Here is a 25787-nt window from a genome sequence, read left to right as displayed (position 1 = left end):
GCCGTGGCGCCCATCCTACCTGAGTTTGATCACAGGTCCATGAGCAAGCGGCGCGGGTCTTCCAGCGCCTCTTTCACGCGGACAAGGAAGGTCACCGCCCCTTTGCCGTCGACGATGCGGTGATCGTAGGACAGGGCCAGATACATCATCGGGCGGATCACGATCTGGCCACCGACCACAACCGGACGGTCCTGTATCTTGTGCATCCCCAGAATGCCCGATTGCGGCGGGTTCAGGATCGGCGAGGACATGAGGGACCCATAGACGCCACCGTTCGAGATGGTGAAGGACCCCCCCTGCATGTCGGCCATGGTCAGCTTGTTGTCACGGGCGCGGGCGCCCATCTCGGCGATCTTCTTTTCGATGCCGGCGAAGGACATCTGGTCGGCATCGCGCAGGACCGGAACCACCAGACCGTTCGGCGTGCCCACGGCCACGCCCATGTGGACGTAGTTCTTGTAGACCACGTCTTGCCCGTCAATCTCGGCATTGACCTCGGGGATTTCCTTCAGGGCGTGGATGCAGGCTTTGACGAAGAAGGACATGAAGCCGAGCTTCACGCCGTGCTTCTTCTCAAAGATGTCCTTGTAGGTGTTGCGCAATTCCATCACGCCGGACATGTCGACTTCGTTGTAGGTCGTCAGCATGGCGGCGGTGTTTTGCGCGTCTTTCAGGCGCTTGGCGATGGTGGCGCGCAGACGGGTCATCTTGACGCGCTCTTCGCGGGCGGCATCGTCGGCCGGGATCGGCGCGCGCGGGATGGCGGCGGGGGCCGGGGTCACGGCGGCGGCCGCGGCGGGGGCTGCAGCGGCCTTGGCCACATCTTCCTTCATGATGCGGCCATCACGGCCGGTGCCTGTCACCTGATCCGCCGTCAGTCCAGCTTCCGCCATCGCCTTCTTGGCAGCGGGGGCATCCTCGATGTCCTTTGCGGCAGGCGCCGGGGCCGAAGCCGCCGCCACCACCGGCGCCGCCGCCCGGGGTGCCGCCATGGCACCTTCGGTCACGATCGCCAGACGGGCGCCTGCGGGCACCGTGGCGCCTTCCGGGGCGATGATTTCGGCCAAGACTCCCGTCACCGGGCTGGGGACTTCGACGGAAACCTTGTCAGTCTCCAGCTCACACAGCATCTCGTCCTGCTTGACCGCATCGCCCGGCTTCTTGAACCAGGTCGAGACGGTGGCTTCGGTGACACTTTCGCCCAGTGCGGGCACCATAACGTCGGTCATTGTCTTCTCCTCAGGCCACTCAAATTCAGGACAGGGCGTCGTTCACGAGGGCGGTTTGTTCGGCTTTGTGTTTGCTGGCCAGACCCGTGGCGGGCGAGGCCGAGGCGATGCGGCCCGCATAGCGCGGACGGCTGTTCTTCGCACCAACCTTGACCAGCAGGGCTTCGATTTCCGGCTCGATGAAGGACCAGGCACCTTGGTTCTTCGGCTCTTCCTGGCACCAGACGAAGTCGGCGTTCTTGAAGCGAGAAAGTTCGGCGGTCAGCGACACGGTCGGCACCGGATAAAGCTGTTCCACCCGCATCAGGTAGGTGTCGGTCAGGCCACGGGCGTCACGTTCGGCCAGAAGGTCATAGTAGACCTTGCCCGAGCAGAGGACGACGCGCTTGATCTGGTCATCTGTGGCCAGTTGCGTGGTCGAATGGCCCTTTTGCGCATCATCCCACAAAACGCGGTGGAAGGTTGACCCATCGGTGAAGTCGGACGCATCCGAGATGCACATCGGGTGACGCAGCAGCGACTTGGGCGTCATCAGGATCAAGGGCTTGCGGAAGTCGCGGTGCATCTGGCGGCGCAGGATGTGGAAGTAGTTCGCCGGGGTCGTGCAGTTGGCGACGATCCAGTTGTCATGCGCGGACATCTGCAGGAAGCGTTCCAGTCGGCCCGAGGAATGCTCGGGGCCCTGGCCCTCGAAGCCATGCGGCAAGAGGCAGACCAGCCCCGACATCCGCAGCCATTTGCTTTCACCCGAGCAGATGAATTGGTCGAACATGATCTGCGCGCCGTTGGCGAAGTCACCGAACTGGGCTTCCCACATGGTCAGCGCATTGGGTTCGGACAGCGAATAGCCGTATTCGAAGCCCAGAACCGCATATTCCGACAGCATGGAGTCGATCACCTCATACCGTGCTTGACCGGCGCGGATGTGGTTCAGCGGGTAGTGGCGTTCTTCGGTGATCTGGTCGACGAAGGCGGAATGACGCTGGCTGAAGGTGCCGCGCGTGCAATCCTGACCGGACAGGCGAACCGCAAAGCCCTCGGTGGCCAGCGACCCGAAGGCCAGCGCTTCGGCGGTGGCCCAATCAAAGCCTTTGCCCGTCGCGAACATTTCCTTCTTGGATTCCAGTTGGCGCGCGACGGTCTTGTGGATGTCGAACGCCTCCGGCACCCGGGTCAAAGCGGCACCCACCTCGGCCATCGTCTCGGGCTTGATCCAGGTTTCGCCGCGCTGGTAGTTTTCCAGATCCTTCGGCTGCATGTTCTTCCAGCGCCCGTCCAGCCAGTCGGCCTTGTTGGGCTTGTAGGTCTTGCCGGCCTCGTACTCCTCGTTCAGCTTGGCTTGGAACGAGGCTTTCATGTCCTCGATCTCGCCTTCCGGCATCAGGCCGTCTTTCACCAGACGTTCGGCGTAAAGCTGCAGCGTGGTCTTTTGCTTGCGGATGCGGGTGTACATCGCCGGGTTGGTGAACATGGGCTCGTCGCCCTCGTTGTGACCAAAGCGTCGGTAGCAGAAGATGTCGATCACGACATCCTTGTGGAACTTCTGGCGGAATTCGGTGGCGACCTTCGCCGCATGGACCACGGCCTCCGGGTCGTCGCCGTTGACGTGGAAGATCGGCGCTTCCACCATCAGGGCGATGTCGGTGGGGTAGGGGGAGGAACGGCTGTAGGACGGCGCGGTGGTGAAGCCGATCTGGTTGTTCACGACGATATGAATGGTGCCGCCGGTGCGGTGCCCCTTCAGACCCGACAGACCGAAGCATTCCGCCACAACGCCCTGACCCGCAAAGGCCGCATCGCCGTGCAGCAGGATCGGCATCGCTTGATGGCGGTCGGTGTCGCCGAACTGGTCCTGCTTGGCGCGGACCTTGCCGAGGACGACCGGGTTGACCGCCTCAAGGTGCGACGGGTTGGCGGTCAGTGACAAGTGCACCGAATTGCCATCGAACACCCGGTCAGACGAGGCGCCAAGGTGGTACTTCACGTCACCCGAGCCATCAACGTCTTCCGGCTTGTAGCTGCCACCCTGGAATTCGTGGAAGATCGCCTTGTAGGGCTTTTGCAGCACGTTGGCCAACACGTTCAAACGGCCCCGGTGCGGCATGCCCACGATGATCTCGCGCACGCCCAGATTGCCGCCGCGCTTGATGATCTGTTCCATCGCTGGGATCAGGGCTTCGGCGCCATCCAGACCGAAGCGCTTGGTGCCCATGTATTTGACGTGGAGGAACTTTTCGTAGCCTTCCGCTTCGACCAGCTTGTTCAGGATCGCCTTGCGGCCTTCACGGGTGAAGGCGATTTCCTTGCCGTAGCCTTCAATGCGCTCTTTCAGCCAGCCCGCTTCTTCGGGGTTGGAGATGTGCATGTATTGCAGGGCAAAGGTGCCGCAATAGGTGCGCTTCACGATCTCGACGATCTGGCGCATCGAGGCCATTTCCAGCCCCAGCACCATGTCGATGAAGATCGGCCGGTCCATGTCAGCTTCGGTGAAGCCGTAGGAGGCGGGGTCCAATTCCGGGTGGTTGCCGCGTTCGACAATGCCCAAGGGGTCCAGATCGGCGGCGAGGTGGCCGCGGATCCGGTAGGCGCGGATGATCATGATGGCGCGGACCGAGTCCAAGACGGCGCGTCGCACCTGCGCATCGGTCAGGGAAATCCCCTTTTCGGCAGCCTTCTCGGTGATCTTCTTGGACGCGGCCTTGATCTCAACCGGGTATTCTCCGGTCATCGCGGCCGTCAGATCATCCGAGGGCTGCGGCGGCCAATCGCTGCGCGCCCAGGAAGGCCCGGCGGCGGCGCGCTTCTGTTCAAGGCCGCTGTCGCCCAGCAGGCGGAAGAATTCCGCCCACTGACCATCCACATTGGCCGGATCGTCGGCATAGCGGGCGGCAAGTTGGTCAACATAATCGGCGTTGGCCCCCTGCAGGAAAGAGGAGGCGCGGAAGGCGGCGTTGGGGGTTTGTTCGGTCATGTGTTCCCGCTCCTAACGTTCAATGGTTGTGATTGCGGTGATGCAATCCTTGTCGGCAAGGGTCCCTGTGGCCGTATAGACCTTGGCCCTTGCCGGATTGGCCAGATGGTAGTGGATGGTGATCTTGTGCAGGCCGCCGTCATCCGGCGGCCCGATCTTGGCGTCGAAATCCATCAGCTCTCCGATCCCGTGCAAGCGCTGCGCCAGCGCGGTCTGCACCGCCGGATACCAAAGCGTCTGCGTAGCAGAGCAAAGCGTGATCGGTTCGGCAGCGGTCGGCTGCGGCTGGACGACGGACATGACAACGTCCGGGCGCATCGAATAGAGCATGATCAGGATCAGGCAGGCGCCTGTCCCGTAAATCACAACTCTGGTGATCGCCTCCAGCACGGTACGTCTTTCTCCCAAGCAGTCCATGGATCTCCGGTAGGGTGGGGTTTAACCCCACCCTACGAAGGCCGCCTTAACGTCCCAAAGCCTTCATCACGGCCTCGCCCAGCGTGGCGGGGCTGTCGGCCACGATGATCCCGGCGGACTTCATCGCCTCGATCTTCGATTCGGCGTCACCCTTGCCACCGGCGACAATCGCGCCGGCGTGGCCCATGCGGCGGCCGGTGGGGGCGGTGCGGCCGGCGATGAAGCCGGCGGTGGGCTTCCAGCGGCCGCGCTTTTTCTCGTCGGCGAGGAACTGGGCGGCGTCTTCTTCGGCGGCGCCGCCGATTTCGCCGATCATGATGATGGAATGGGTTTCCGGGTCGGCGAGGAACATCTCAAGGATGTCGATATGCTCGCTCCCCTTGATCGGGTCGCCGCCGATGCCGACAGCGGAAGATTGGCCAAGGCCCACGTCGGTGGTCTGCTTGACCGCCTCATAAGTCAGCGTGCCGGAGCGGGAGACGACGCCAACCGAGCCGCGCGAGAAGATGCTGCCCGGCATGATGCCGATCTTGCATTCGCCGGGGGTCATGACACCGGGGCAGTTCGGGCCGATCAGGCGGGATTTGGAGTTCAGAAGGGCGCGCTTGACCTTCATCATGTCGAGGACCGGGATGCCTTCGGTGATGCAGACGATCAACTCCATCTCGGCATCAATCGCCTCAAGGATGCTGTCAGCGGCGAAGGGCGGCGGGACGTAGATGACGGAGGCATTGGCCTGCGTTTCGCGCTTGGCGTCATGGACGGAGTCGAAGACCGGCAGGTTCAGGTGCAGCGAGCCGCCCTTGCCCGGGGTCACACCGCCGACCATCTGCGTGCCGTAAGCAATCGCCTGTTCAGAGTGGAAAGTGCCTTGGCTGCCGGTGAATCCCTGGCAGATGACGCGGGTGTTCTTGTTGACGAGTACGGACATGTGATTAACCCTTCACCGCTTTGACAATCTTCTGGGCTGCATCCGACAGGTTGTCGGCGGCAATCACGTTCAGACCCGAATTGCGGATGATTTCCTTGCCCAACTCCACATTCGTCCCCTCCAGCCGCACCACCAGCGGCACGGTCAGGCCGACTTCCTTCACCGCCGCCAGCACGCCCTCGGCAATGATGTCGCAGCGCATGATGCCGCCGAAGATGTTGACGAGGATGCCTTTGACGTTGGGGTCAGAGGTGATGATCTTGAAGGCCTCGGTCACCTTCTCTTTCGTGGCGCCGCCGCCGACGTCAAGGAAGTTGGCGGGCTCGGCCCCGTACAGCTTGATGATGTCCATCGTGGCCATCGCCAGACCGGCGCCGTTGACCATGCAGCCGATCTCGCCATCCAGCGCGATGTAGTTCAGGTCGAACTTGGAGGCGGCGAGTTCTTTCGGATCTTCTTCCGTCTCATCGCGCAGGCTGGCGATTTCCGGGTGGCGGAACATGGCGTTGCCGTCAAAGCTCATCTTGGCATCCAGAAGTTTCAACCCGCCGTCCTTCAGCACGACGAAGGGGTTGATTTCCAGCATGTCCATGTCTTTTTCGACGAACAGCCGGTACAGGTTCTTCACGATGCCGACGCAGGACTTGACCTGATTGCCGGTCAGCCCCAGCGCGAAGGCGACGCGGCGGCCGTGGTATTCCGAAAAGCCCGCCGCCGGATCGACCGAGAAGGACAGGATCTTTTCCGGGGTGTCGTGGGCGACGTCTTCAATGCTCATCCCGCCTTCGGTCGAGCAGACGATCGAAATGCGCGAGGTTTGGCGGTCGATCAGCAGCGCCAGGTAGAATTCCTTGGCAATGTCCGAACCGTCTTCGATGTAGATGCGGTTGACCTGCTTGCCCGCCGGTCCGGTCTGCACGGTCACAAGGGTGCGGCCCAGCATCTGGCGGGTGAATTCGGCGGCTTCCTCGACCGAGCGGGCCAGACGGACACCGCCCTTTTCGCCGGCCTCGGCCTCTTTGAAGTGGCCCTTGCCGCGGCCACCGGCGTGGATCTGCGCCTTGACCACCCACAGCGGGCCGTCAAGTTCACCGGCTGCCGTCTTGGCATCTTCGGCGCGCGTCACGGCGCGGCCATCGGATACAGGAATGCCGTAGCTGCGCAGCAGGGACTTGGCCTGGTATTCGTGGATGTTCATCATGCGCCCCGAAAAGTGGATTTCGCCGGGTGATGACACAGATTGCTGCATTGGCAAAATGAGAAAAGGTCGCAGGCTGGGCAAAAGCGACATTTGTGATCACGGCAAATTTTTTTGTGATCACGCATAAGAAATTGGCAATAAATGAAATGGAATTTCAGGCCTGCCACAGGCTGGGAAAGGGTTTGCCCCCGCCGTCGGCCCGCGGGCAGGCGGGCGCCGTGCGAGGAGGCGTTCAGTTCAGATACAGCGAGAACAGCATGGATTGACCCTCCATCAACTGGTCAAAGCTGTCGGTGCTGCTGGCATCGACGACGGTTCCGCTTTCCAGATAGGGCAAAACGGCCCAGCCCTGCACCCAGCCTGCCAGGTCGATCGGCACCGGATCGGCCAGAAACTTGGCCAGATTGAAGCCGACCGGCGCCCTGACCCGCCAGAAGGGCAGCAGCTTCTTGCCGTTCAGCACGCCGTCAAGGTCGGCCAGCACCGCCAGCCAACTGGCCTCGGTCCCCGGCGGCAGGTCGATGCCTATGGCCGAGTGTTGATGCTCGTTCGGGATCCATTCCTGCCTGTCGTCGGTTTCCTTGTCGACCTTGGCCCAGAAGCTGCGGTTTTCGGCGACAGTGGCCAGCAGGTGATCGCGGGCCGAAGCCATGCGGGCCTTGTCGGGCTGCTGGTTCAGGCTGCCCAGGAACACTGCGATGATGTCAAGACTGTCCAGCGCCTGCGGGCCGATGCTGCTGTCGCCAAAGATTGGATCGGGATAGATCTGGCCAAGCTGCATCATTCTGGCGCGGGCATCGACGACGCGGGTCAACGGCAGGGTCGGGTCATAGGCGCGCACCATGTCGCACAATCCGCCAAGCAGGTCCGCATAGGCGGCCAGCCAGCTGGCATCGGCGACATCGAACCGGACGGTCGGCATGGCATGCGGCACGGCGGTGTCGTCCGGGCTGCCGCCCAGGGCGGTGCTGCCGATGATATCGACCAAGCCTTCGCCCTTGTCGCGGGTGCCGTTGCTGTTCACATCGAACCACAGGTCGTCCAGCGCGATCTCGACACCGAAATCCGAAGCATCCGGCAGGGTGGCGAGTGTCGCCTTGGCCTTGGCCAGTTCGTCCCCCGCATGGATGAAGATCCCCACGACCGAGGCGGGGTCAAAGGGCTTCGGGGTCGGATTGGGCGGCAACGGCATCCGCAACAAGGGCAACAGGCCAGAGCGGTCCGTCATGCCAGAGGTCCAGCGGTCCTGAAAGCTGATCTCAAGGGCGCGCAGGAACTGCACGCCGCCCAAGGCAAAGGTGTCGGCATCCGAGCGTGCGGGCAGGGCGGTCAGGCGGGCCTCCACCTCGGCCAGGCCCTTGTGGCCTATTTCGGCAGAAATGGTTTCGGCACCAACGGGCAGACAGAAGAACAGTGCAGGCAAAGCGGCGAGAATACGGCGCATGGCAGCCTCCTGAATTGCGGTCATGATCTGCCCGGTGGCGCGATAAATCAAGTCAGCATGGCGTCGCGGTGCACAGGATCTGGCCGCGCGGCAGGTAGGGGTCCGACAGGGTGGCGTCAAATCCCGCGACGCGGGCGGCGGCCAGAACATCGGGCCCCAGGTGGTGATAGGGCGCTCGGTCAGGATGGGTGACCACGCCATCAGGCTGGCGGTGCGCAGCCTTGGCCGCCGCGGCGTCGGGGGCGAGAAAGACGGTAAACAGAAGCTTTTGCAGACGGGGAAAGCGGGCCCGGATCGTCGGCAAGGCGCCTTGCAGGTAGGACAGCGGCAAATGGGTGAAGACGGCAAAGGCCATCGCCATGTCGATCGTATCCGGCACGCCGGGGAAGGCAAAGTGGGCATCCTCGATCAGGTGATCGGATGACAGGCGGGATTTATCAGAAATCTCAAGGTCATAGCCGCGCTGCAGCAGCGCGCCGGACAGATCGGTGGCCCAGTAATGGCCCGGGTCAAGGTAAGGCACCGCGCGACAGCCCAGACGCAAAGCGCCCGCGCCGATGTCCAGCAGGGTGTTGTGGCGGTCCAATCCGGCGGCGAGCAGAAGCTGCATCTGCACAAGACCCGTCTCCTCCCACCTTCCGCCGACGATGTCGCGATGGCGGCCTTTGGCCAGCGCTTCGTCGTAGAAACCGGGCTTGTGGTAGGGCGAGACGGGGCGGGACATGGCGGGCTTCTTGGCTGGCAGCCGGGGGTTTCACACCCCCGGACCCCCGTGGGATATTTGGACAAGTATGAAAGGGGCGGCGGCGGCGTTTCAGGCGGCGGTTTCGATGATCTTCAGCATGAGGGCGGTGGCCACGGCCATATCCTGCACCGAGACCCATTCCAAGGGGCCGTGAATCTCTTGCATGCCGGTGAACAGGTTGGGCGTGGGCAGGCCCATCTCGGTCAGGCGAGAGCCGTCGGTGCCGCCGCGGATCGGTTTGCAAACCGGTTCGATCCCGATGGCGCGGGCGGCTTGCAGCGCCAGATCGACCGGGCGCATGTCCTTTTCCAGCCAATAGCGCATGTTGCGGTATTGCGGGGTTATGGCAACCTCGACCTTGGCGCGCGGTTCGGCGGCGGCAACATCGGCGCAGGCCAGACGCAGCAGGGCGGCCTTTTCGGCCAGACCCTGACGTTCGAAGTCGCGCAGGATGAAGCGCAAGGTCACCTCGGCGGCATTGCCCGTCATGTCGGTCAGATGCAGGAAACCGTCGCGGCCCTCGGTCACCTCGGGGGTCATGGTGGCCAGCGGCAAGGCAGTGACAAGGCGCGCGGCAAGGTAGAGGGCGTTGACCAGCTTGCCCTTGGCCCAGCCCGGATGCGCCGAAACGCCGGTGATCTTGACGGTGGCGCCATCGGCCGAGAAGCTTTCGAACTCGATTTCCCCGACGGTCGAGCCGTCGAACGTATAGGCGAAGTCGGCACCGATGTCGGCGACCAGGCGCGTGTTCACCCCGCGGCCAATTTCCTCATCGGGGGTGAAGGCCAGACGGATCTTGCCGTGCTTCAGCCCCGGCGTGGTCAAAAGATGCTGGGCGGCCGTCATCAGGATGGCAATGCCGGCCTTGTCATCGGCGCCCAGAAGCGTTCCGCCCGAGGCGGTGATGATCGTATGGCCCAGCTTCTTGCCCAGTTCCGGCGAGGTTTCGGGCGACAGGACCAAGGGCGCGTCCGGATAGGTGATCTCGCCCCCATTATAGCCGCGATGGGCGCGGGGCTTGACGCCGGTGGCCTTGTAGGCGGGCGCGGTGTCGACATGCGACAGGAAGGCGATGGTCGGCCCCTCGGCCGTGGCGGGAAGGGTGGCCAGCACCGCGCCGTAGTCGGTCAGGGTGACATCTTGCGCGCCGATGGCCAAAAGTTCGTCGCGCAGCAGGGTCAGCATGGCAAACTGCACGGCGCTGGACGGCGCGGTGGCGCTGTCCTGATCACTTTGGCTGTCGATAGCGGCATAGCGCATCAGGCGGGATTCAAGCGCGTCGTCAAAGGAATGGGTCATGGGGCCTCCGGTCCGGGGGAATGTGGCGGCGGGGGGCGGCGAAGTCAACGTGCCGGGCGGCGCCTAGGCCACGCCCATCGTGGCCAAGGTCGCCGCGTGCTTCACGCGCAGCGCCCGGTCAAAGGCCTCGGGCGTGTAGTCCAGGGCCAGTTCGGGGAACAGCCTGCGGGCGACGCGGTCGGGGGCCAGTGCCAGATCGACCAAAAGCCCCTTGTCCTTCAGCGCCGCCATCGAGGCGGGGGTCAGCCGGTGCAGCACCTCTGTCACGGCGACCGGGTCGGCATGGGCGCAGGCGGCGACGGCAAAAGCCATCTGTTCTTCGCGCGAGGGGTGGCGCTTGCCGGTCTTGCGGCCGGCCTCGAGGATGGATTTGTTGACAAGATGGCGCGCCAGAAGCTTGACCAGATAGTACAGCGGCGTCACCGCATCGTAATGCGCCAGATAGGTGTCGGGCATCCAGACCCAGTTCAGCTTGTGCCCGGGGTCAGGCGCGCCCGGCGGCGGCGGCACCGGCACGGGCATGTGGACGTACAACAGACAGTCCACCCCGCGCCGCACGATGCTTTTGCCGACGTCATGGGCGGCCACCACCCGTTCCAGCATGGGGGCAAGTTCGGGTCCGTAAATCTCGGGCGCAAAGGCTGCTCCCTTGGGCTGGGCCTTGCGGAAGGTGCCCTCGAACACCGTCGCGGGCTGCAGGCCCGGCGGCAGGACCTTTTCGGCAACCCGAATGCGCAGAAAGTCGATCCGGGCCGGCTGTCGGGCCAGAACGGCAGCCACCTCGTCGCGCGGGGCCAGATATTCATCGGCGTCGCACAGCAGCAGCCAGTCTTGCGTCATCGAGTCATAGACGTCGCGGTAGTTGATCTGTTGGCGTCCCGGCAGGCCGGGCGGACGGCCCCTTGGGGCGACACGCGCCCAATAGGCGGCGTCGCAATTGGTGATCTTGACCTTGGGATGCCCCTTGAAGGCGGCCTCCGCCTCGGGATGGGGCTGGTCCAGATACAGGTGGACAAGGTCGGCCCCCAGATCCAGATGATGCGCCGTGAACGAGACCAGCAGCTCCAGCGGTTCGTTCACCGTGGCCTGAACCATCCAGGTTGGTCGCATGGAAATCACCTACATTGACCGTCGCAAAGGCATCACCGGCTGCTTAACATCGGCCCACTGCCGTGAAAAGTCGCCTTGAAACCACCCGGTCCCGATGTGGTCGATGGCGCGCAGGGGCTTGGCGTGCCCGCCCAAAAGAAATGCGCGCCCGCCCAAAAGAAATGCGCGCCCGCAGGGGGGGCGCGCATCCGTCCGTCCGGCAGCTTGCGCTCAGGCCAGCGAGGGGTCGATCGTCTTGCAGGCGGCGACAAGGCCCTTCACGGCATCGACCGACTTCTGGAACATGGCGTTTTCGTCCGCCGTCATCTGGATTTCCACCAGACGCTCGACACCGCCCGCCCCGATGATCACCGGAACGCCGACATACATGCCGTCAAGCCCGAAGGCGTCCTTGACATAAGCCGCCACCGGCAGCAGGCGCTTTTGGTCCTTCAGGTAGGCTTCCGCCATCTCGATCGCCGAAGCGGCCGGGGCATAGAAGGCCGAACCGGTCTTCAGCAGGCCCACAATCTCGGCCCCGCCATCGCGGGTGCGCTGGATGATGCTGTCCAGCTTTTCCTGGCTGGTCCAGCCCATCTTGACCAGATCGGGCAACGGGATGCCGGCCACGGTGGAATAGCGCGCCAACGGCACCATCGTGTCGCCATGACCACCCAGCACGAAGGCCGTGACATCTTTCATCGAGACGTTGAACTCGTTGGCCAGGAAGTGCCGGAAGCGGCCGGCATCCAGAACGCCCGCCATGCCGACAACCTTGTGGTGCGGCAGGCCCGAGAATTCGCGCAGCGCCCAGACCATGGCATCCAAGGGGTTGGTGATGCAGATCACGAAAGCGTCCGGTGCATGGGCCTTCAAACCCTCGCCCACGGCCTTCATCACTTTGAGGTTGATGCCCAGCAGGTCATCGCGGCTCATCCCCGGCTTGCGCGGCACGCCGGCGGTGACGATGCAGACATCGGCCCCCGCGATATCGGCGTAGGAATTGGCGCCCTTGATCGTGGCGTCAAATCCCTCGATCGGGCCGGATTGCGAGATGTCGAGCGCCTTGCCCTGCGGGGTGCCCTCGGCGATGTCGAACAGGATGACGTCGCCCAGTTCCTTGATGGCAGCTAGGTGGGCAAGCGTGCCCCCGATTTGCCCTGCGCCGATCAGCGCGATCTTCGGTCTGGCCATGTGGGACTCCCCTTTTTGGTTTGCAAGCGGAAATTGGATGGCGTGGCATAGTCCCAAACCTTGGCCCCGCGCAAGGGCGCTGCGCTGCGGCAAAGCGGTGCGGGATGGTGCATTCCGGATGATTGCGCTAGCACATCGCAAAAGGGCGCCGGGTTTGCCCGCAACGGGCGTGTCGGAAGGCCGGGGGCTTGCCAGCCCCCTGGATCCCCCGCGGATATTTGGACCTGGATGAATGGGAAAAGCGAGATGAGCGGCTGGGAATTCTGGGTTGTGGCCGTCATCGGCGCCTTTCTGACCGGGGTCGGCAAGGGTGGCATCCCGATCGTGGGGGCGCTGGTGGTGCCGGTGATGTCGCTGGTGATCTCGCCAGTGGCGGCGGCGGGGTTGATGCTGCCGGTCTATGTCGTTTCGGACTGGTTCGGGCTTTATGCCTACCGCAAGGAATTTGACAAGCGCGTGCTGATCATCGCCTCGGTCGGCATGACGGCGGGGGTTGGCGTGGGCTGGGCCATCGCCCGCTTCATTCCCGAGGATTGGGTGACCGTGCTGGTGGGGGCGATCGCGGTGGCCTTCTCGCTCAACCAGTTGCTGCGCAAACCGGTCTTGGCCGCACCCCGGCGGGCCGAGGTGGCACCGGGCCTGTTCTGGTGCCTGATCGCGGGTTTCACCAGCTTTGTCAGCCACACCGGCGGGCCACCCTATCAGGTCTGGACGCTGCCGCTGGGCATGAAGAAGGCGGTTTTCGCAGGCACCTCGACCATCGCCTTCGCCTATATCAACGCCTTGAAACTGGTGCCTTATTACCTTCTGGGCCAGATCACCTGGGTCAGTCTGGAAACCGCCGCCGTCCTGATGCCCATTGCGGCGGGCTCGGTCTTTTTCGGCGTCTGGGCGGTGCGGCGCCTGCCAGAGCGGGTCTTCTTCCGCATCGTCACCTGGTCGCTTCTGGTGATCGGCGCGGACCTGATGGGCAAGGGCCTCACCGGGGTGGAGCCCTTGCTGGCCCTGTTCAACCTGTTCGCCTGATCGTCAGGCCGGGGCCCCCTTGGCCACCTGCGCCGGCAGGGCCGTCTCGAACGCATCACCGGCCGCCACAAGGCAGGTCATGCCGCTGGGCAGGGTGACCGTCAGCGTCCAGGTCTGCCGGGCCGAGGCGTAAAGCTCCATCACCGTGCCATCCTGCGCCAGCCCCATCGAGCGCGGCCGTTCGTCGAACCCTTGCGCCAGTTGCGCCGCCACCCGATCATGCGGGGCGCAGGGGCCGGGCGTGGCGTGGCCCAATCCGGGCCACAGCAAAAGCCCGGCGAGGCCGAGCGACAGGGCGAAGACATTCCGGTCCATCTTTTGCCTTTCCGGGCGACAGGCGCGCCCCCTGGATCTGATGCCGTCAGACTGCGCGGTCCTGGCAAAGATCGGGTTAACGCCGCGTTCAGCGGTTCTTCGTCGGTCGTTCTGCGGCGCGGCAAAATGGCCCTTGCGGGAAGTGTCCAAATGATGCCACTTGGCGCAAGATTATTGCTTGGTGGAATCATGATCGCTGCAAGACCCCTCCGTTCGGTGCTGTACATCCCCGCGTCCAAGGCCCGAGCGCTGGAAAAGGCGGCGGGTCTGGCGGCGGATGCCATCATCTTCGATCTGGAGGACGCGGTGTCGCCCGCTGAAAAGCTGTCGGCGCGTGAAACCCTCGACGGGGTCCTCAACGACACCGACTATGGCCATCGCCTGCGGCTGGTGCGAATCAACGGCTTTGACACGGTCTGGGGCCGCGCCGATGCGGCGGCCTTTGCCCGCCATCCCGGCGTGGACGGGCTTTTGGTGCCCAAGGTCAACCGCGCCGCCGCCCTTGATGCCGTGGCGCAGGTGGCGCCCGACACGCCGCTGTGGGCGATGATGGAAACCCCGCTCGCGCTGCTCAATGCCGCCGAGATCGCCGCCCATCCGGCCCTGCGCGGTCTGGTGATGGGCACCAACGATCTGGCCAAGGACCTCGGCGTCCGCTTCCGCGCCGATCGCCTGCCGATGATCGCGGCTCTGGGCCTGTGCGTGCTGGCGGGGCGCGCCCATGGCCGGGCGGTGATCGACGGCGTCTTCAACGCCTTTCAGGATGATGCGGGGCTGGAGGCCGAATGCCGGCAGGGCCGCGACATGGGCTTTGACGGCAAGACCCTGATCCATCCCGCTCAACTCGCCGTGGCCAACCGGGTCTTTGCCCCCGCGCCGGAGGACCTCACCCTGGCCCGCCGCCAGATCGAGGCCTTTGCCGCCGCCGAAGCCGCAGGGCAGGGTGTGGCAGTTCTGGATGGAAAGATCGTCGAGAACCTGCATATCGTGACGGCGCGGGCCTTGATCGAAAAAGCCCGCGCCATCGCAGCTTTGCAGGGGTGAACATGCTGTTACTTGTTATCGGGGTCCTGCTCTGGGCCTATTCTCACTTGATGAAACGGGTGACGCCGGGGTTCCGGGCGAAACTGGGCGAGCCGGGCAAGGCCGTGGCCGCCGTGCTGTCGGTGCTCGCGATCTATCTTATGTACAAAGGCTACGGTGAAACGAAACTCGACCCGATCATGCTCTGGTCGCCGCCGGCCTTCCTGCGTCACATCAACAACCTGTTGATGCTGATCGCGGTGATTCTGGTCTTCATGCAGGCCAACCGTGGAACGCTGCGCACGATCCTGCGCCATCCGATGCTGACGGCGGTCAAGGTCTGGGCGCTGGCCCATATCCTGGTCCATGGCGATCTGGGCTCGCTGATCCTGTTTGGTGGCCTCATGGCTTGGGCCGTGGTCGACGTCATCCTGATCAACAGGATGGAGCCTGCCTGGCAGCGCCCGGCGAAGGGTCCGGTCCTCAACGACGTGATCTATGGGGTGGCCTGCGTGGTGGCCTTCGGGGCCATCGCGTGGCTGCACGGCTGGATCCTGGGCTATCCGGTGCTTGGGTAAGGCCATGAAACTTTATCGTTTTCTGTCGGATGACGACACGTCTGCCTTCTGCCACAAGGTCTCGGCCGCGCTGAACAAGGGCTGGGTGCTGCATGGCGCCCCGTCTTACGCCTTCGACGCGGCCAAGGGGGTGATGCGCTGCGGGCAGGCGGTGGTGAAAGAGGCGCCGGGCGACTACAGCCCGGACCTGAAACTGGGCGAGCAGTAGGGTGGGGTTATAACCCCACCCTACCGGAACACGACGGCGGGAGGCGAGATGAAGACCAATCCGGGACGGTTCTTTGAAGACTATCGACTTGGGGAGGTCATCCCCCACGCCGTCCCCCGCACCCTCTCGGGCGCAGAGCGCGCGCTCTATCACGCGCTCTACCCCGCCCGGGGGGCGCTTTATTCCTCGGATGAATTCGCCCGCGCCTGTGGCCTGCCGCAAAGCCCGCTCGATGACCTGATCGCCTTCCACACGGTCTTTGGCAAGACCGTGCCGGACATCAGCCTGAACGCCGTGGCCAATCTGGGCTATGCCGAGGGCCGCTGGCTGGCCCCGGTTTGGCCCGGTGACACGATCCGCTCGGAAAGCTGGGTGATCGGACTGAAAGAGAATTCCTCCGGCACCACCGGCGTGGTCTGGGTCCGCACCCGTGGCCTGAACCAGCATGGGGCTGCGGTGCTGGAATATGTCCGTTGGGTCATGGTCCGGAAACGCGGCACCGGTCCCGCACCCGAGGCCGTGGTGCCCGATCTGGCCGACGCGGTAGAGCCTGCGCAACTGGTGATCCCCAAGGGCCTCGACTTCTCCCGCTACGACTTCACCCTCGCCGGAGAGCCGCACCGCTTCAGCGACTACGCCGTGGGCGAACAGATCGACCATGTCGATGGCGTCACCGTCGAAGAGGCCGAGCATATGCTGGCCACGCGCCTGTGGCAAAACACCGCCAAGGTGCATTTTGACGCCACCCAACGCCCCGATGGCAAACGGCTGATCTACGGCGGCCATGTCATCAGCCTCGCCCGGGCCTTGTCCTTCAACGGGCTGGCCAATGCGCAGATGATCGTCGCCCTGAACGCCGGCGCCCATATCAGCCCCTGCTTCGCCGGCGACACCGTTCGCGCCTGGAGCCAGGTGCTCGACAAGGCGCCCACCGCGGCCCCCGGTGTCGGCGCACTGCGGTTGCGGCTGGTCGCGGTCAAGGACGGCACGCCGCCCTTCCAACTGCGCGATGCGGCCGGCAAATACACCCCGGGCCACCTGCTGGACCTTGATTACTGGGCGCTGATCCCGCTCTGACGGCACCGGGTCGCGGGCGGCGGCCAAATGCCCGAAGTGCAACGCCCTGCGCTGTGATCACAAGACTGAAAATCCCGTCAAGGCTGCCGCAGATTGGTGCCAGCCGCCTGCCGCACGACTACCGCTTGTGAAATGTTGCGCCAGTGCTACCATTGGCCGTCGTTTCCCGCTGTCCCTGCACCCCATTCAACCCTCGTCCCGAACCGGAGATTTTCACCATGCGGTCTGCTGTATTTTCAAGCCTTGTCCTTCTGGCCCTGCAAACGCATCCGGTTTTCGCTGATGGGGTCAAGGTTCTGGGCGGCATGGCGCTCAGCTTCGCGCCGGGCGGCGACAGGGCCAGCCGCGACGACCTCAACGCCTATGTCGAGGGCGATTTCGCCAATTTCTACCTCGGCGCCTCGGGCGACGTCTACAACGACCACACCTCGGACGAGATCGACCTGACCTTCGGCTACCGCAACACCACCGCCGGCAATCTCAGCTACGATGTCTCCTATGCCCGCAACATCTATCCCAACAACGGTGGCAATTGCTGCGCAGACCTGGCCCTGTCGCTCAGCAAACCTGTCACGGACGCGCTGACCGGCACCCTTGACGCCAATTACTACACGCAAGACCAGACCTCGGACGCCCATGTCACGCTGGCCTATGTGCTGAACGACAAGATCACCCTGTCCGGCAAGGTCGGTTTCGTTCAGAATGCCGGGGCGCCCGACACCAAGGAATGGGAACTGGCCGCCACTTACGCCTTGGGCGCCGAGACGGCGGCCAAGTTGCACTACTATCAGGGTTCGGACTACAAGGGTTACCTTGGTCTGGATCTGACGTGGGACACCACGTTGTTCGGCGGCTGAGGCAAGGCCTGTGATCACAAAATTTCTTGGTGTGATCACAAAGCGCAAAATCTTGCCCTGATACCGCAAGCAGGATGATTTTTCGGTCGCATGGGGACGTGACAGCGCAAATTTGGGCGCTATTGAAAGATTGGTAAACTCTGCAGCGCAGCATGGCGGCGCTGCAGTTCGACAACGGGGAAAGGGCATCGAAATGGCCGAAGCGACGGGGTCTTCCAAGCGGGTTGAGCGGCCTTTGTCGCCGCACCTGCAGATCTACCGGGTCCAGATCACCTCGGTCTCGTCGATCCTGACGCGGATCACGGGGCACGCGCTGATGGCGGGTGTGGTTCTGGCGGTCTGGTGGCTGGCGGCGGCGGCGGTTTCGGATGCGGCCTTCGCCACGGCCAACGCGGTTGTCACCTCGTGGTTCGGCAAGCTGGTCTTCACAGGCGCGCTCTGGGCGGTCTGGTACCACTACCTCGCCGGCCTGCGGCACGTCTACTACGACGCCGGCCACGGGCTTGAAATTGCCACGGCCGAAAGGCTGGGCTGGGCCTGCATCATAGGCTCTGTCGTGCTGACCCTTCTGACCCTCGTGATCGTGTGAGGCACCCATGCGCTATCTGACCGACCGCAAACGCGCCGTGGGCAAAGGCTCCGCCCATTCTGGGACAGAGCATCACTGGGCGATGACCGTTTCTGGCGTGGCCTTGGCCTTCATGGTCCCGACCTGGCTTTACATCTTCGGCTCTGCCATAGGCGGCAGCCGTGCCGAGGTCGTGGCGACCTTCGCGCGCCCGCTCCCGGCGATTCTGACCGCCCTCGTGCTGGTGGTCGCCATGCGCCACTTCGCCAAGGGCGCCACCACCATGCTGCAGGACTACACCAAAGGGTCCTCTCTCAAGATCGGCATCATCGCCGTCTATTCCCTGTCCGCCGTGATCGCCGCGACCGGGCTCTTCGCCCTGATCAAGATCGCGCTGTGAGGTTGCAATGAACGCTTACCCCTATGAAGTGCATGACTATGACGTGGTGGTTGTCGGTGCCGGCGGTGCTGGCCTGCGCGCCACCCTTGGCATGGCCGAACAAGGCCTGCGCACCGCTTGCGTGACCAAGGTCTTCCCGACGCGGTCCCACACCGTGGCAGCCCAAGGCGGCATCGCGGCCAGCCTTGGCAACATGGGCCCGGATTCCTGGCAGTGGCACATGTATGACACCGTCAAGGGCTCTGACTGGCTGGGCGACACCGACGCGATGGAATACCTCGCCCGTGAAGCCCCCAAGGCCGTCTATGAACTGGAACACTACGGCGTCCCCTTCAGCCGCACGGAAGAGGGCAAGATCTACCAGCGCCCCTTCGGCGGCCACACCACCGAATACGGCGAGGGCCCGCCCGTCCAACGCACCTGTGCTGCCGCTGACCGCACCGGCCACGCCATCCTGCACACGCTCTACGGCCAATCCCTGAAGAACAACGCCGAATTCTTCATCGAATACTTCGCCATCGACCTGATCATGACCGAGGGCCGCTGCACCGGCGTCGTGGCGTGGAAGCTGGACGACGGCACCATCCACGTCTTCAACGCCAAGATGACCGTCTTGGCCACCGGTGGCTACGGCCGCGCCTACTTCTCGGCCACCTCCGCCCACACCTGCACCGGTGACGGCGGCGGCATGGTCGCCCGCGCGGGCCTGCCGCTGCAGGATATGGAGTTCGTGCAGTTCCACCCGACCGGCATCTACGGCTCGGGCTGCCTCATCACCGAAGGCGCGCGGGGCGAGGGCGGCTACCTCACCAACTCCAACGGCGAACGCTTCATGGAACGCTACGCGCCGCACTACAAAGACCTTGCCCCCCGCGACTACGTCTCCCGCTGCATGACGCTGGAGATTCGTGAGGGCAGGGGGGTCGGCCCGAACAAGGACCACATCCACCTGAACCTCAACCACCTGCCCAAGGCGACGCTGGACCTGCGCCTGCCCGGCATCAGCGAAAGCGCCCGGATCTTCGCCGGGGTTGATCTGCAGAAAGACCCGATCCCGGTCCTGCCCACCGTGCACTACAACATGGGCGGCATTCCCACGAACTACTTCGGTGAGGTTCTGAACCCCACCCACGACAACCCCGACGCCGTCTTCCCCGGCCTGATGGCCGTGGGCGAGGCTGGTTGCGCCTCGGTGCATGGCGCCAACCGCCTTGGCTCCAACTCGCTGATCGACCTTGTGGTCTTTGGCCGCGCTGCCGCGATCCGCGCTGGGGAAATCGTCAACCCCAAAGAGCGCGTCGCCCCGGTCAACAAGCCGGAAGTTGACAAGGCCCTGTCGCGCTTTGACGCGCTGCGCCATGCCAACGGCGCCATCCCAACCGCAGACCTGCGGCTGGAAATGCAGCGCACCATGCAGGCCGACGCCGCCGTCTTCCGCGCCGACAAGACCCTTGCCGATGGCGTGCGCAAGATGGATGCCGTGGCAAAAAAGATGCCCGACATCAAGGTCACCGACCGCTCGATGGTCTGGAACTCCGACCTGATGGAAACGCTGGAGCTGACCAACCTGATGCCCAACGCCCTTGCCACCATCGTGGCGGCAGAGGCCCGCAAGGAATCCCGTGGCGCTCATGCCCACGAAGATTACCCGACGCGGAACGACGTGGAGTGGCGCAAGCACTCGCTGGCTTGGGTCGACGGGCCGACGGTCAAGCTCGACTACCGCGCCGTCCACCGCGACCCCCTGACGACCGAGGCGGATGGCGGCATCTCCTTGAAGAAAATCGCCCCGGCGGAACGGAAGTTCTGATCATGGCGGGCTATTCCGGCACCCCATTGGCACGCAAGCTTGGCCTCAAGGCCGGGCAGGCGGTGGCCTTTGTCGGACTGCCGGACAGCTTGGCCCACCTGCACGATGCGGCAGAGTTTCGCCGCATCGAACTGGCCCCCGACTGGCGCGCCTTGCCGGAAGGGGCGCGCGATGTGATCCATATCTTCACCGCACAGGCCCATGATCTGCGGGCAGCGCTTCCGGTGCTGCACGATCTGATCGCGCCGGCGGGGATGATCTGGGTGTCTTGGCCGAAGAAGGCCGCCAAAGTGCCGACGGATGTCACCGAAGACGTGATCCGGGCCGAGGCCCTCGCCGTGGGGCTGGTGGCTGTGAAAGTCTGCGCCGTTGATGCCGTCTGGTCCGGTCTGAAACTGGTCGTCCGCGTGGAAGCGCGGGCCACCCATGTGAATTTCGGCGTGAACGCAGGGGTAACCGCATGAAACGTATCGCTTTGCTTCTTCTGACTCTCGCAGCCTGCGATCCGCAGACCGTGGTCGACAAGACCATCGCCCGCACCGCCGAAAGCGTCATCGCCGAGGTGACCGGTGCCGATGTGGCCAATTGCGTCGTGGATCACGCCGAACCGGCCGAGTTGCAGGTGCTGGCGCAGGACATCGGCGTGCAGGCCGGCACCCGCACCAAGGCGATCATTCAGGGCATTCTGATCCGCCCTGACACGCAAACCTGCCTGACCCGCGCCCACCTGACCGCGCCGAACCTGTCATGACCCGCGCGCTCCTCTCCCTTGCCCTTCTGGGCCTGCTGGCCGCCTGCGGCCCGATGGACCTGCCCACGGCCGAGCGGGTCTGCATCCCCGACGCCCAGATGGCCCAGCACCCGCGTGGCACGATCTCCGCCGGCTTTGGCTCGGGCGGCAGCAGCGGGGCCAGCATCCAGCTTGGCATCTCGTCCGATTATCTGCTGCACCACGACCCTGATCAGGTCTATGCCGCCTGCGTCCAGCAACGCGCCGGGGTGCCGCCCTCGATCCCCTTCTCTTCCCTGCCCGAATCCCGCCAGTGACCCCGAAAGGCTGACAAATGGTCCAGTTCACCCTGCCCAAGAATTCCAAAGTCCGTACGGGCAAAACCTGGCCCCGGCCTGACGGCAAGAACGTCCGCAAGTTCCAGATCTACCGCTGGACGCCGGATGACGGCGAAAACCCCCGTGTCGACACCTATTTCCTCGACATGGACAAATGCGGGCCCATGGTTCTGGACGCGCTGATCAAGATCAAGACCGACATCGACCCGACCTTGACCTTCCGCCGCTCCTGCCGCGAAGGCATCTGCGGGTCCTGTGCGATGAACATCGGCGGCATCAACACCCTCGCCTGCATCTACGGCCTGGACGAGGTGAAGGGCGACATCAAGATCTATCCCCTGCCGCATATGCCCGTCATCAAGGACCTTGTGCCGGACCTGACGCATTTCTACGCCCAGCATGCCTCGATCATGCCCTGGCTGGAAACCAAGACCAACCGCCCCGAGAAGGAATGGCGTCAGTCTATTGACGACCGCGCCAAGCTGGACGGTGTCTATGAATGCGTGATGTGCGCCTGCTGCAGCACCTCCTGCCCCAGCTACTGGTGGAACAGCGACAAGTACCTCGGCCCCGCCGCCCTCTTGCACGCCTACCGCTGGATCGTCGACAGCCGCGACGAGGCGACGGGCGAGCGTCTGGACGACCTCGAAGACCCCTTCAAGCTCTACCGCTGCCACACGATCATGAACTGCACCAAGACCTGCCCCAAGGGTCTGAACCCGGCCAAGGCGATTGCCGAGATCAAGCACATGATGGTCGAACGGGTGCTCTGACCCATGCAGGTGGCGCTGATCCTGGCCGGGTTGGCGCTGACCTGCCTTGGCATCTTCGGCTGGCTCTGGCTGTGCTCGGGCTTTCTGCGCCCCGATGGGCGCGGCCGCCTGGCCAGACTGGCGCTGCAACTGTCCGGCCTGTGCCTGATCTACGGCCTTGTGCGTGCAGAGCCGATGGGCGGCATCTTCATGGCGGCCTTTCCGCCGCTGGCGCTGGTGCAACTGGCGGCGTTGGCGCGCTTCGGCCCCTTCCTGACAGACCTCGCCTGGCACGTGGCCCCCTATGCCGGGGCCGCCGTGCTGGTCAGCCTTGCGATCCGGCCCCTGCGCCGGTGGAGCCTTGGACTAACGCTGACCACCGCCCTGCTTGCCGCCCTTTATGTCGGCGACGGCCTCAGCCAGACCGCGATGTGCGCCGCCGCCGCCAAACGCGGCGTTTACAGCTTTGAACGGAACTCCTTCGCCTGGAGCGTGGCCAACACCCAAAAGGATCCACAGCCCGACATCCACGCCGCCATCCGCGCGCAAGGCCAACCCCTGGGTTGGAGCTATGCCACAGGCGATTGGTACCCCATCCCCGACACCGTCAAGGGCTTCACTGCGGGCGACCCCGTCACCTGCCCGCCAACCCCTTGACACCGCACCCTAAAGCCTCCGCAGCCGGTCCTGCTTGTCCTTCGGGAAATCGTCGAACCCTTCGGTCAATTCATGCAGATCATCGACGATCGCCTCGATCTCGGCCACCTCCTCCGCCCTATGCGCCTGGCCCGACCGCGTCAGCCCGGCGATGGTGCGCGACCCGGCCGGCCCCACCGCATAGGTCCACCCATGGGTCAGACCAAATGACACAGCCGCCGGTATGACCCCCTCGGGATCGACGCCGGTCAGCGTGTCCCAGACCACCCGCCCGGTGTGGGTCAGACCCCAATGCACCACCGGATCGGACAACATATAGCCCTTGATCGAATAATGCTCGGCCCAGGCCTGTGAATAGGTCTGGTACAGCAGCGTCGGCGCGGTCAGCCGAATATGGATCGCCAAGGCAAACCCGGTGTCGCACAAAGCGCCCAGCCTGCTCAAATGCCTTGCAACGGCCTCAACCTTACCACGATCGTTTGCCAAGTCTTCACCTCAAGGATGCTAGCTGTTGCGAAAAGCACTCGGACCGGGCATTGGTTAACACACGAAACATAAACTTAGGCCGCAAAACGGCAACCTGTTTAAAAGTAGATGGCAATCCTTCAAAAGATGCGAGACCAGATCGTTCAGATTTCACCTGCTGGCTTTTACCTGGCCTTGCGGGTGGGCTTCTCGTTTCCAGAGGAGGAGTTGAATCAACTTCCAGACAACTGGGTGGAATACTACACCACCCGGGGATTGGTCGTCCACGATCCTGTGATGAAATGGGTCTACGGCAATCTCGGCGCGGCCCGGATGTCCGAAATCACCCTGCCAGATCCGCATCAGATCCGCGCCAAGGCGACGGCCTTCGGCCTGCGGCACGGCGCGGTGGTTTCGGTCATGACGGCGGCGGATCGTGGCCGGCGCAGCTACGGCCTGTTCTTCCGCGAGGATCGCGATTTCGCCGATCCCGATCTCAAGGCCCTGCACGGCATCGTCAAGCAACTGCACAGTGGCAGCAGCGATGAACCCGGCCTGACCGCCGCCGAGATCGAGGCGCTGAAGATGCAGGCCTCCGGGTTGCGGCTCAAGCAGATCGCCGGGGAATTGAGCATTTCCGAAAGCGCCGTGAAGGCGCGGCTCAACAATGCCAAGAAGAAACTCGGCGCCAAGACGCTGACACAGGCCTCCTCCATCGCGGCCGGCCGTCGCATCATCTGAATTCGATTTCACATCAGGCAGATCGTCGGGAATTTCCACCCGAAGTGTCATTTTGGCTGTTTCGCACAACCCAAGGCAGTCTAAAACTGGTCCCACTGCATGTTTACACGACTTGGGGGACTCACATGGACTGCGTAAATTTCGACTTTTCCGACCTGCACCGCCATGGTCTGGCGTTTTATCAGTTTCTTGCTTTGCGCAAACAGGTGTTCGTTGACGAGTTGAAGTGGGACGTACCCCACAATGACACGGTCGAGATGGATCAATATGACACGCCGATGGCGCATTATTCGGTGGTCTGGCATCAGGGCAGGGTGATTGGCGGGGCCCGCGCCATGGCCACCACCACGACCTGGGGCGACCACACCTACATGCTGCGCGACGCCTATTCCGGCAAACTCAAGCACATCCCGCCGCATATCATGTCGGTCGACATCGCCTCGCCGCGTGTCTGGGAATGCACCCGTCTGGTGATCGCCTCTGACATCGCCACGCAAGCCGAACGGGCCGAGTGTCTGCGCCTGATCGTCGACGGCCTTGTCGACACCGTGCGCAAACATGGCGCCGAAGAGATGATCTGCCTGTCTTCCCTCCACCTGATGCGCGCCTTGCGTCAGATGGGCTACAAGGTGGATCGTCTTGGCGAGACCTATCAGAACGCCGAGGATGGCCGCACCTACGGCGTCCTGCGCATGCCCGCCGACTATTCCAACGCCCGCAAGGCGCAGATCCAGGCTTCGGCCACCGTCCATCACCTGACCGTCCCCCGCCCGCGCCCCGACGTCGCCCCGGCCCGGTCGATCGAACTGGCCGCCGCCGTCTAAACCGCGCGGTCTGACCGCGTCAGCGGCGCGAAACTTGGCCTGGCCGCTTGTGGTTCCGGCCGGAATTCGTTCATCCTCCGGCAAAAGGTTACCAAATGGTTAACGCCGCACGAGGAAGGCCAAAGATGAAACCCCAGACCCCCAGCCACCAAGCCCCCACCGATGCCGCGTCGCGCAAGGCGATTGCGCCGGTGATCTGCTATCCGGTGGAAGGCCTGCCGCGCCCCGACCTTGCCCCCTACCTTGCGGCCCGCGCGGGCTGGACCCGCGTCTCCGAAACCCTCGTCCCCGCCCGCGACGCCCGCAGCTTCGACGTCCCCGCCGGCCATTTCTTCCGCATCACCTCTGTCGAAGGCCCGCAGGTTGGCGACCTTAATCTCTGGTCCGCCGCCGACACCTCGGAACGCTTCTTCTCCGGCAAGACCCGCGCCCTGCACGGCACGCATCTGTCGGCGGGGGACCAGATGTGGTCCTGCCTGCCCTACCTGCGCCCAATGGCGCTGATCACCGATGATTCGCTCGACTGGTACGGCTTTGACGCCTTTGGCGGCTCGGTCCATGACGTGATCGGCACCCGCTGCGACCCCTACACCCACAACCTCCTCTCCGGCGGCCAGTACCACCATTGCTGCCACTCCAACCTGACCCGCGCCTTCGCCCTTCGCATGGGCATCCCCCTCCACGTCGCCGAATTCGCCGTCCATGACGTCCTCAACGTCTTCATGTGCACCGGCTTCACCCGCGACACCGGCCAGTATTTCATGAAAGCCAGCCCGGTCCGCCCCGGCGACTATCTGGAGTTCTTCGCCAACATCGACCTGATCGGCGCCCTGTCCGCCTGCCCCGGCGGCGACTGCTCCTCCGAACACTCCTCCGACCAAGCCGCCTGCCACCCCCT

General features: G+C 64.0%; 29 protein-coding genes. 17 read left to right on the top strand and 12 right to left on the bottom strand.

The window, feature by feature from the left end:
• Window positions 1-29: 29 nt before the first annotated feature.
• The 10 genes from odhB to mdh all read right to left on the bottom strand — a co-directional run bounded on the left by odhB (window position 30) and on the right by mdh (window position 12520).
• Window positions 30-1229 carry a 2-oxoglutarate dehydrogenase complex dihydrolipoyllysine-residue succinyltransferase gene (gene odhB / locus AC1Y2B_RS12640; RefSeq protein WP_482253453.1) on the bottom strand — a complete coding sequence of 400 codons (1200 nt, stop codon included), beginning with the start codon at window positions 1227-1229 and terminating at the stop codon, window positions 30-32.
• A gap of 25 nt (window positions 1230-1254) precedes the next feature.
• Window positions 1255-4200, bottom strand: a complete 2946-nt coding sequence (locus AC1Y2B_RS12635) for a 2-oxoglutarate dehydrogenase E1 component (RefSeq protein ID WP_482253452.1) — start codon at window positions 4198-4200, stop codon at window positions 1255-1257.
• A gap of 12 nt (window positions 4201-4212) precedes the next feature.
• Window positions 4213-4617 carry a hypothetical protein gene (locus tag AC1Y2B_RS12630; RefSeq protein WP_482253451.1) on the bottom strand — a complete coding sequence of 135 codons (405 nt, stop codon included), beginning with the start codon at window positions 4615-4617 and terminating at the stop codon, window positions 4213-4215.
• Window positions 4618-4663: 46 nt separating this feature from the next.
• The gene (gene sucD, locus AC1Y2B_RS12625; RefSeq protein WP_482253450.1) at window positions 4664-5548 is read right to left on the bottom strand and encodes a succinate--CoA ligase subunit alpha; all 885 of its coding nucleotides are present in this window, start codon (window positions 5546-5548) and stop codon (window positions 4664-4666) included.
• Window positions 5549-5552: 4 nt separating this feature from the next.
• Window positions 5553-6746 (bottom strand): ADP-forming succinate--CoA ligase subunit beta, encoded by a 1194-nt coding sequence (gene sucC / locus AC1Y2B_RS12620; protein ID WP_482253449.1) that lies wholly within the window; start codon window positions 6744-6746, stop codon window positions 5553-5555.
• Between the two features lie 235 nt (window positions 6747-6981).
• The gene (locus AC1Y2B_RS12615) at window positions 6982-8193 is read right to left on the bottom strand and encodes a hypothetical protein (RefSeq protein WP_482253448.1); all 1212 of its coding nucleotides are present in this window, start codon (window positions 8191-8193) and stop codon (window positions 6982-6984) included.
• 52 nt (window positions 8194-8245) lie between these two features.
• Entirely contained in the window at window positions 8246-8917 is a 672-nt protein-coding gene (locus AC1Y2B_RS12610; RefSeq protein WP_482253447.1) for a class I SAM-dependent methyltransferase, read from the bottom strand.
• A 90-nt stretch (window positions 8918-9007) separates the two neighbouring features.
• Window positions 9008-10237 carry a peptidase T gene (pepT, locus tag AC1Y2B_RS12605; protein ID WP_482253446.1) on the bottom strand — a complete coding sequence of 410 codons (1230 nt, stop codon included), beginning with the start codon at window positions 10235-10237 and terminating at the stop codon, window positions 9008-9010.
• Window positions 10238-10300: 63 nt separating this feature from the next.
• On the bottom strand, window positions 10301-11347 hold the full coding sequence (locus tag AC1Y2B_RS12600; RefSeq protein WP_482253445.1) for a glycosyltransferase family 2 protein: 1047 nt from the start codon (window positions 11345-11347) through the stop codon (window positions 10301-10303).
• 210 nt (window positions 11348-11557) lie between these two features.
• Window positions 11558-12520, bottom strand: coding sequence for a malate dehydrogenase (gene mdh / locus AC1Y2B_RS12595; protein ID WP_482253444.1), 963 nt, complete (start codon window positions 12518-12520; stop codon window positions 11558-11560).
• Window positions 12521-12766: 246 nt separating this feature from the next.
• Between mdh and AC1Y2B_RS12590 the strand changes: the two genes are divergently transcribed.
• Complete coding sequence (locus AC1Y2B_RS12590; protein ID WP_482253443.1) at window positions 12767-13546, top strand: sulfite exporter TauE/SafE family protein; 780 nt, start codon at window positions 12767-12769, stop codon at window positions 13544-13546.
• A gap of 3 nt (window positions 13547-13549) precedes the next feature.
• Here the strand turns inward: AC1Y2B_RS12590 and AC1Y2B_RS12585 are convergent, their stop codons facing one another.
• Window positions 13550-13861, bottom strand: a complete 312-nt coding sequence (locus tag AC1Y2B_RS12585; protein ID WP_482253442.1) for a hypothetical protein — start codon at window positions 13859-13861, stop codon at window positions 13550-13552.
• Between the two features lie 189 nt (window positions 13862-14050).
• On the opposite strand from AC1Y2B_RS12585, the gene AC1Y2B_RS12580 reads away from it, so the two are divergent.
• From AC1Y2B_RS12580 to AC1Y2B_RS12520, 13 genes are all read left to right on the top strand, one after another.
• On the top strand, window positions 14051-14905 hold the full coding sequence (locus AC1Y2B_RS12580) for an HpcH/HpaI aldolase/citrate lyase family protein (protein WP_482253441.1): 855 nt from the start codon (window positions 14051-14053) through the stop codon (window positions 14903-14905).
• Window positions 14906-14907: 2 nt separating this feature from the next.
• Window positions 14908-15462 carry an NnrU family protein gene (locus AC1Y2B_RS12575; RefSeq protein WP_482253440.1) on the top strand — a complete coding sequence of 185 codons (555 nt, stop codon included), beginning with the start codon at window positions 14908-14910 and terminating at the stop codon, window positions 15460-15462.
• Window positions 15463-15466: 4 nt separating this feature from the next.
• A complete protein-coding gene (locus AC1Y2B_RS12570) occupies window positions 15467-15670 on the top strand; it encodes a DUF1737 domain-containing protein (protein WP_482253439.1) in 204 nt (67 codons plus the stop codon).
• 48 nt (window positions 15671-15718) lie between these two features.
• The gene (locus tag AC1Y2B_RS12565; RefSeq protein WP_482253438.1) at window positions 15719-16747 is read left to right on the top strand and encodes a MaoC family dehydratase; all 1029 of its coding nucleotides are present in this window, start codon (window positions 15719-15721) and stop codon (window positions 16745-16747) included.
• A gap of 218 nt (window positions 16748-16965) precedes the next feature.
• Window positions 16966-17604 carry a hypothetical protein gene (locus AC1Y2B_RS12560; RefSeq protein WP_482253437.1) on the top strand — a complete coding sequence of 213 codons (639 nt, stop codon included), beginning with the start codon at window positions 16966-16968 and terminating at the stop codon, window positions 17602-17604.
• Window positions 17605-17797: 193 nt separating this feature from the next.
• A complete protein-coding gene (sdhC, locus tag AC1Y2B_RS12555) occupies window positions 17798-18193 on the top strand; it encodes a succinate dehydrogenase, cytochrome b556 subunit (protein ID WP_482253436.1) in 396 nt (131 codons plus the stop codon).
• Window positions 18194-18200: 7 nt separating this feature from the next.
• Complete coding sequence (locus tag AC1Y2B_RS12550; protein WP_482253435.1) at window positions 18201-18572, top strand: succinate dehydrogenase, hydrophobic membrane anchor protein; 372 nt, start codon at window positions 18201-18203, stop codon at window positions 18570-18572.
• Window positions 18573-18579: 7 nt separating this feature from the next.
• Complete coding sequence (sdhA, locus tag AC1Y2B_RS12545) at window positions 18580-20382, top strand: succinate dehydrogenase flavoprotein subunit (RefSeq protein WP_482253434.1); 1803 nt, start codon at window positions 18580-18582, stop codon at window positions 20380-20382.
• Window positions 20383-20384: 2 nt separating this feature from the next.
• Window positions 20385-20846: a hypothetical protein gene (locus tag AC1Y2B_RS12540; RefSeq protein WP_482253433.1), complete on the top strand. Its 462-nt coding sequence runs from the start codon at window positions 20385-20387 to the stop codon at window positions 20844-20846.
• The gene (locus AC1Y2B_RS12535; RefSeq protein ID WP_482253432.1) at window positions 20843-21133 is read left to right on the top strand and encodes a hypothetical protein; all 291 of its coding nucleotides are present in this window, start codon (window positions 20843-20845) and stop codon (window positions 21131-21133) included. Before AC1Y2B_RS12540 ends, AC1Y2B_RS12535 begins: the two co-directional genes overlap by 4 nt.
• Entirely contained in the window at window positions 21130-21429 is a 300-nt protein-coding gene (locus tag AC1Y2B_RS12530; protein ID WP_482253431.1) for a hypothetical protein, read from the top strand. The genes AC1Y2B_RS12535 and AC1Y2B_RS12530 overlap by 4 nt, the downstream gene beginning before the upstream one ends.
• A gap of 17 nt (window positions 21430-21446) precedes the next feature.
• The gene (locus AC1Y2B_RS12525; protein ID WP_482253430.1) at window positions 21447-22223 is read left to right on the top strand and encodes a succinate dehydrogenase iron-sulfur subunit; all 777 of its coding nucleotides are present in this window, start codon (window positions 21447-21449) and stop codon (window positions 22221-22223) included.
• Window positions 22224-22226: 3 nt separating this feature from the next.
• A complete protein-coding gene (locus tag AC1Y2B_RS12520) occupies window positions 22227-22859 on the top strand; it encodes a hypothetical protein (RefSeq protein ID WP_482253429.1) in 633 nt (210 codons plus the stop codon).
• 9 nt (window positions 22860-22868) lie between these two features.
• Here the strand turns inward: AC1Y2B_RS12520 and AC1Y2B_RS12515 are convergent, their stop codons facing one another.
• Window positions 22869-23345, bottom strand: coding sequence for an autoinducer binding domain-containing protein (locus tag AC1Y2B_RS12515; RefSeq protein WP_482253428.1), 477 nt, complete (start codon window positions 23343-23345; stop codon window positions 22869-22871).
• 207 nt (window positions 23346-23552) lie between these two features.
• On the opposite strand from AC1Y2B_RS12515, the gene AC1Y2B_RS12510 reads away from it, so the two are divergent.
• The 3 genes from AC1Y2B_RS12510 to AC1Y2B_RS12500 all read left to right on the top strand — a co-directional run.
• Window positions 23553-24065, top strand: a complete 513-nt coding sequence (locus AC1Y2B_RS12510) for a helix-turn-helix transcriptional regulator (protein WP_482253427.1) — start codon at window positions 23553-23555, stop codon at window positions 24063-24065.
• 125 nt (window positions 24066-24190) lie between these two features.
• Window positions 24191-24889: an acyl-homoserine-lactone synthase gene (locus tag AC1Y2B_RS12505; RefSeq protein WP_482253426.1), complete on the top strand. Its 699-nt coding sequence runs from the start codon at window positions 24191-24193 to the stop codon at window positions 24887-24889.
• 125 nt (window positions 24890-25014) lie between these two features.
• Window positions 25015-25787: urea carboxylase-associated family protein (locus AC1Y2B_RS12500; protein WP_482253425.1), on the top strand; the 773-nt coding region annotated here is incomplete at its 3' end.

Source organism: Stagnihabitans sp., from assembly GCF_964946895.1.
This window is presented reverse-complemented; position numbering and strand designations above follow the sequence as displayed.

Coding starts and splice junctions, on each gene's coding strand:
- sdhC (WP_482253436.1), top strand. CDS start 17,798: ATGGCCGAAGCGACGGGGTCTTCCAAGCGGGTTGAGCGGCCTTTGTCG.
- AC1Y2B_RS12580 (WP_482253441.1), top strand. CDS start 14,051: ATGATCGCTGCAAGACCCCTCCGTTCGGTGCTGTACATCCCCGCGTCC.
- AC1Y2B_RS12600 (WP_482253445.1), bottom strand. CDS start 11,347: ATGCGACCAACCTGGATGGTTCAGGCCACGGTGAACGAACCGCTGGAG.
- AC1Y2B_RS12630 (WP_482253451.1), bottom strand. CDS start 4,617: ATGGACTGCTTGGGAGAAAGACGTACCGTGCTGGAGGCGATCACCAGA.
- AC1Y2B_RS12505 (WP_482253426.1), top strand. CDS start 24,191: ATGGACTGCGTAAATTTCGACTTTTCCGACCTGCACCGCCATGGTCTG.
- AC1Y2B_RS12615 (WP_482253448.1), bottom strand. CDS start 8,193: ATGCGCCGTATTCTCGCCGCTTTGCCTGCACTGTTCTTCTGTCTGCCC.
- AC1Y2B_RS12520 (WP_482253429.1), top strand. CDS start 22,227: ATGCAGGTGGCGCTGATCCTGGCCGGGTTGGCGCTGACCTGCCTTGGC.
- AC1Y2B_RS12565 (WP_482253438.1), top strand. CDS start 15,719: ATGAAGACCAATCCGGGACGGTTCTTTGAAGACTATCGACTTGGGGAG.
- AC1Y2B_RS12535 (WP_482253432.1), top strand. CDS start 20,843: ATGAAACGTATCGCTTTGCTTCTTCTGACTCTCGCAGCCTGCGATCCG.
- AC1Y2B_RS12590 (WP_482253443.1), top strand. CDS start 12,767: ATGAGCGGCTGGGAATTCTGGGTTGTGGCCGTCATCGGCGCCTTTCTG.
- odhB (WP_482253453.1), bottom strand. CDS start 1,229: ATGACCGACGTTATGGTGCCCGCACTGGGCGAAAGTGTCACCGAAGCC.
- AC1Y2B_RS12610 (WP_482253447.1), bottom strand. CDS start 8,917: ATGTCCCGCCCCGTCTCGCCCTACCACAAGCCCGGTTTCTACGACGAA.
- AC1Y2B_RS12585 (WP_482253442.1), bottom strand. CDS start 13,861: ATGGACCGGAATGTCTTCGCCCTGTCGCTCGGCCTCGCCGGGCTTTTG.
- pepT (WP_482253446.1), bottom strand. CDS start 10,237: ATGACCCATTCCTTTGACGACGCGCTTGAATCCCGCCTGATGCGCTAT.
- sdhA (WP_482253434.1), top strand. CDS start 18,580: ATGAACGCTTACCCCTATGAAGTGCATGACTATGACGTGGTGGTTGTC.
- sucD (WP_482253450.1), bottom strand. CDS start 5,548: ATGTCCGTACTCGTCAACAAGAACACCCGCGTCATCTGCCAGGGATTC.
- AC1Y2B_RS12530 (WP_482253431.1), top strand. CDS start 21,130: ATGACCCGCGCGCTCCTCTCCCTTGCCCTTCTGGGCCTGCTGGCCGCC.
- AC1Y2B_RS12525 (WP_482253430.1), top strand. CDS start 21,447: ATGGTCCAGTTCACCCTGCCCAAGAATTCCAAAGTCCGTACGGGCAAA.
- AC1Y2B_RS12540 (WP_482253433.1), top strand. CDS start 20,385: ATGGCGGGCTATTCCGGCACCCCATTGGCACGCAAGCTTGGCCTCAAG.
- AC1Y2B_RS12560 (WP_482253437.1), top strand. CDS start 16,966: ATGCGGTCTGCTGTATTTTCAAGCCTTGTCCTTCTGGCCCTGCAAACG.
- mdh (WP_482253444.1), bottom strand. CDS start 12,520: ATGGCCAGACCGAAGATCGCGCTGATCGGCGCAGGGCAAATCGGGGGC.
- sucC (WP_482253449.1), bottom strand. CDS start 6,746: ATGAACATCCACGAATACCAGGCCAAGTCCCTGCTGCGCAGCTACGGC.
- AC1Y2B_RS12575 (WP_482253440.1), top strand. CDS start 14,908: ATGCTGTTACTTGTTATCGGGGTCCTGCTCTGGGCCTATTCTCACTTG.
- AC1Y2B_RS12635 (WP_482253452.1), bottom strand. CDS start 4,200: ATGACCGAACAAACCCCCAACGCCGCCTTCCGCGCCTCCTCTTTCCTG.
- AC1Y2B_RS12550 (WP_482253435.1), top strand. CDS start 18,201: ATGCGCTATCTGACCGACCGCAAACGCGCCGTGGGCAAAGGCTCCGCC.
- AC1Y2B_RS12570 (WP_482253439.1), top strand. CDS start 15,467: ATGAAACTTTATCGTTTTCTGTCGGATGACGACACGTCTGCCTTCTGC.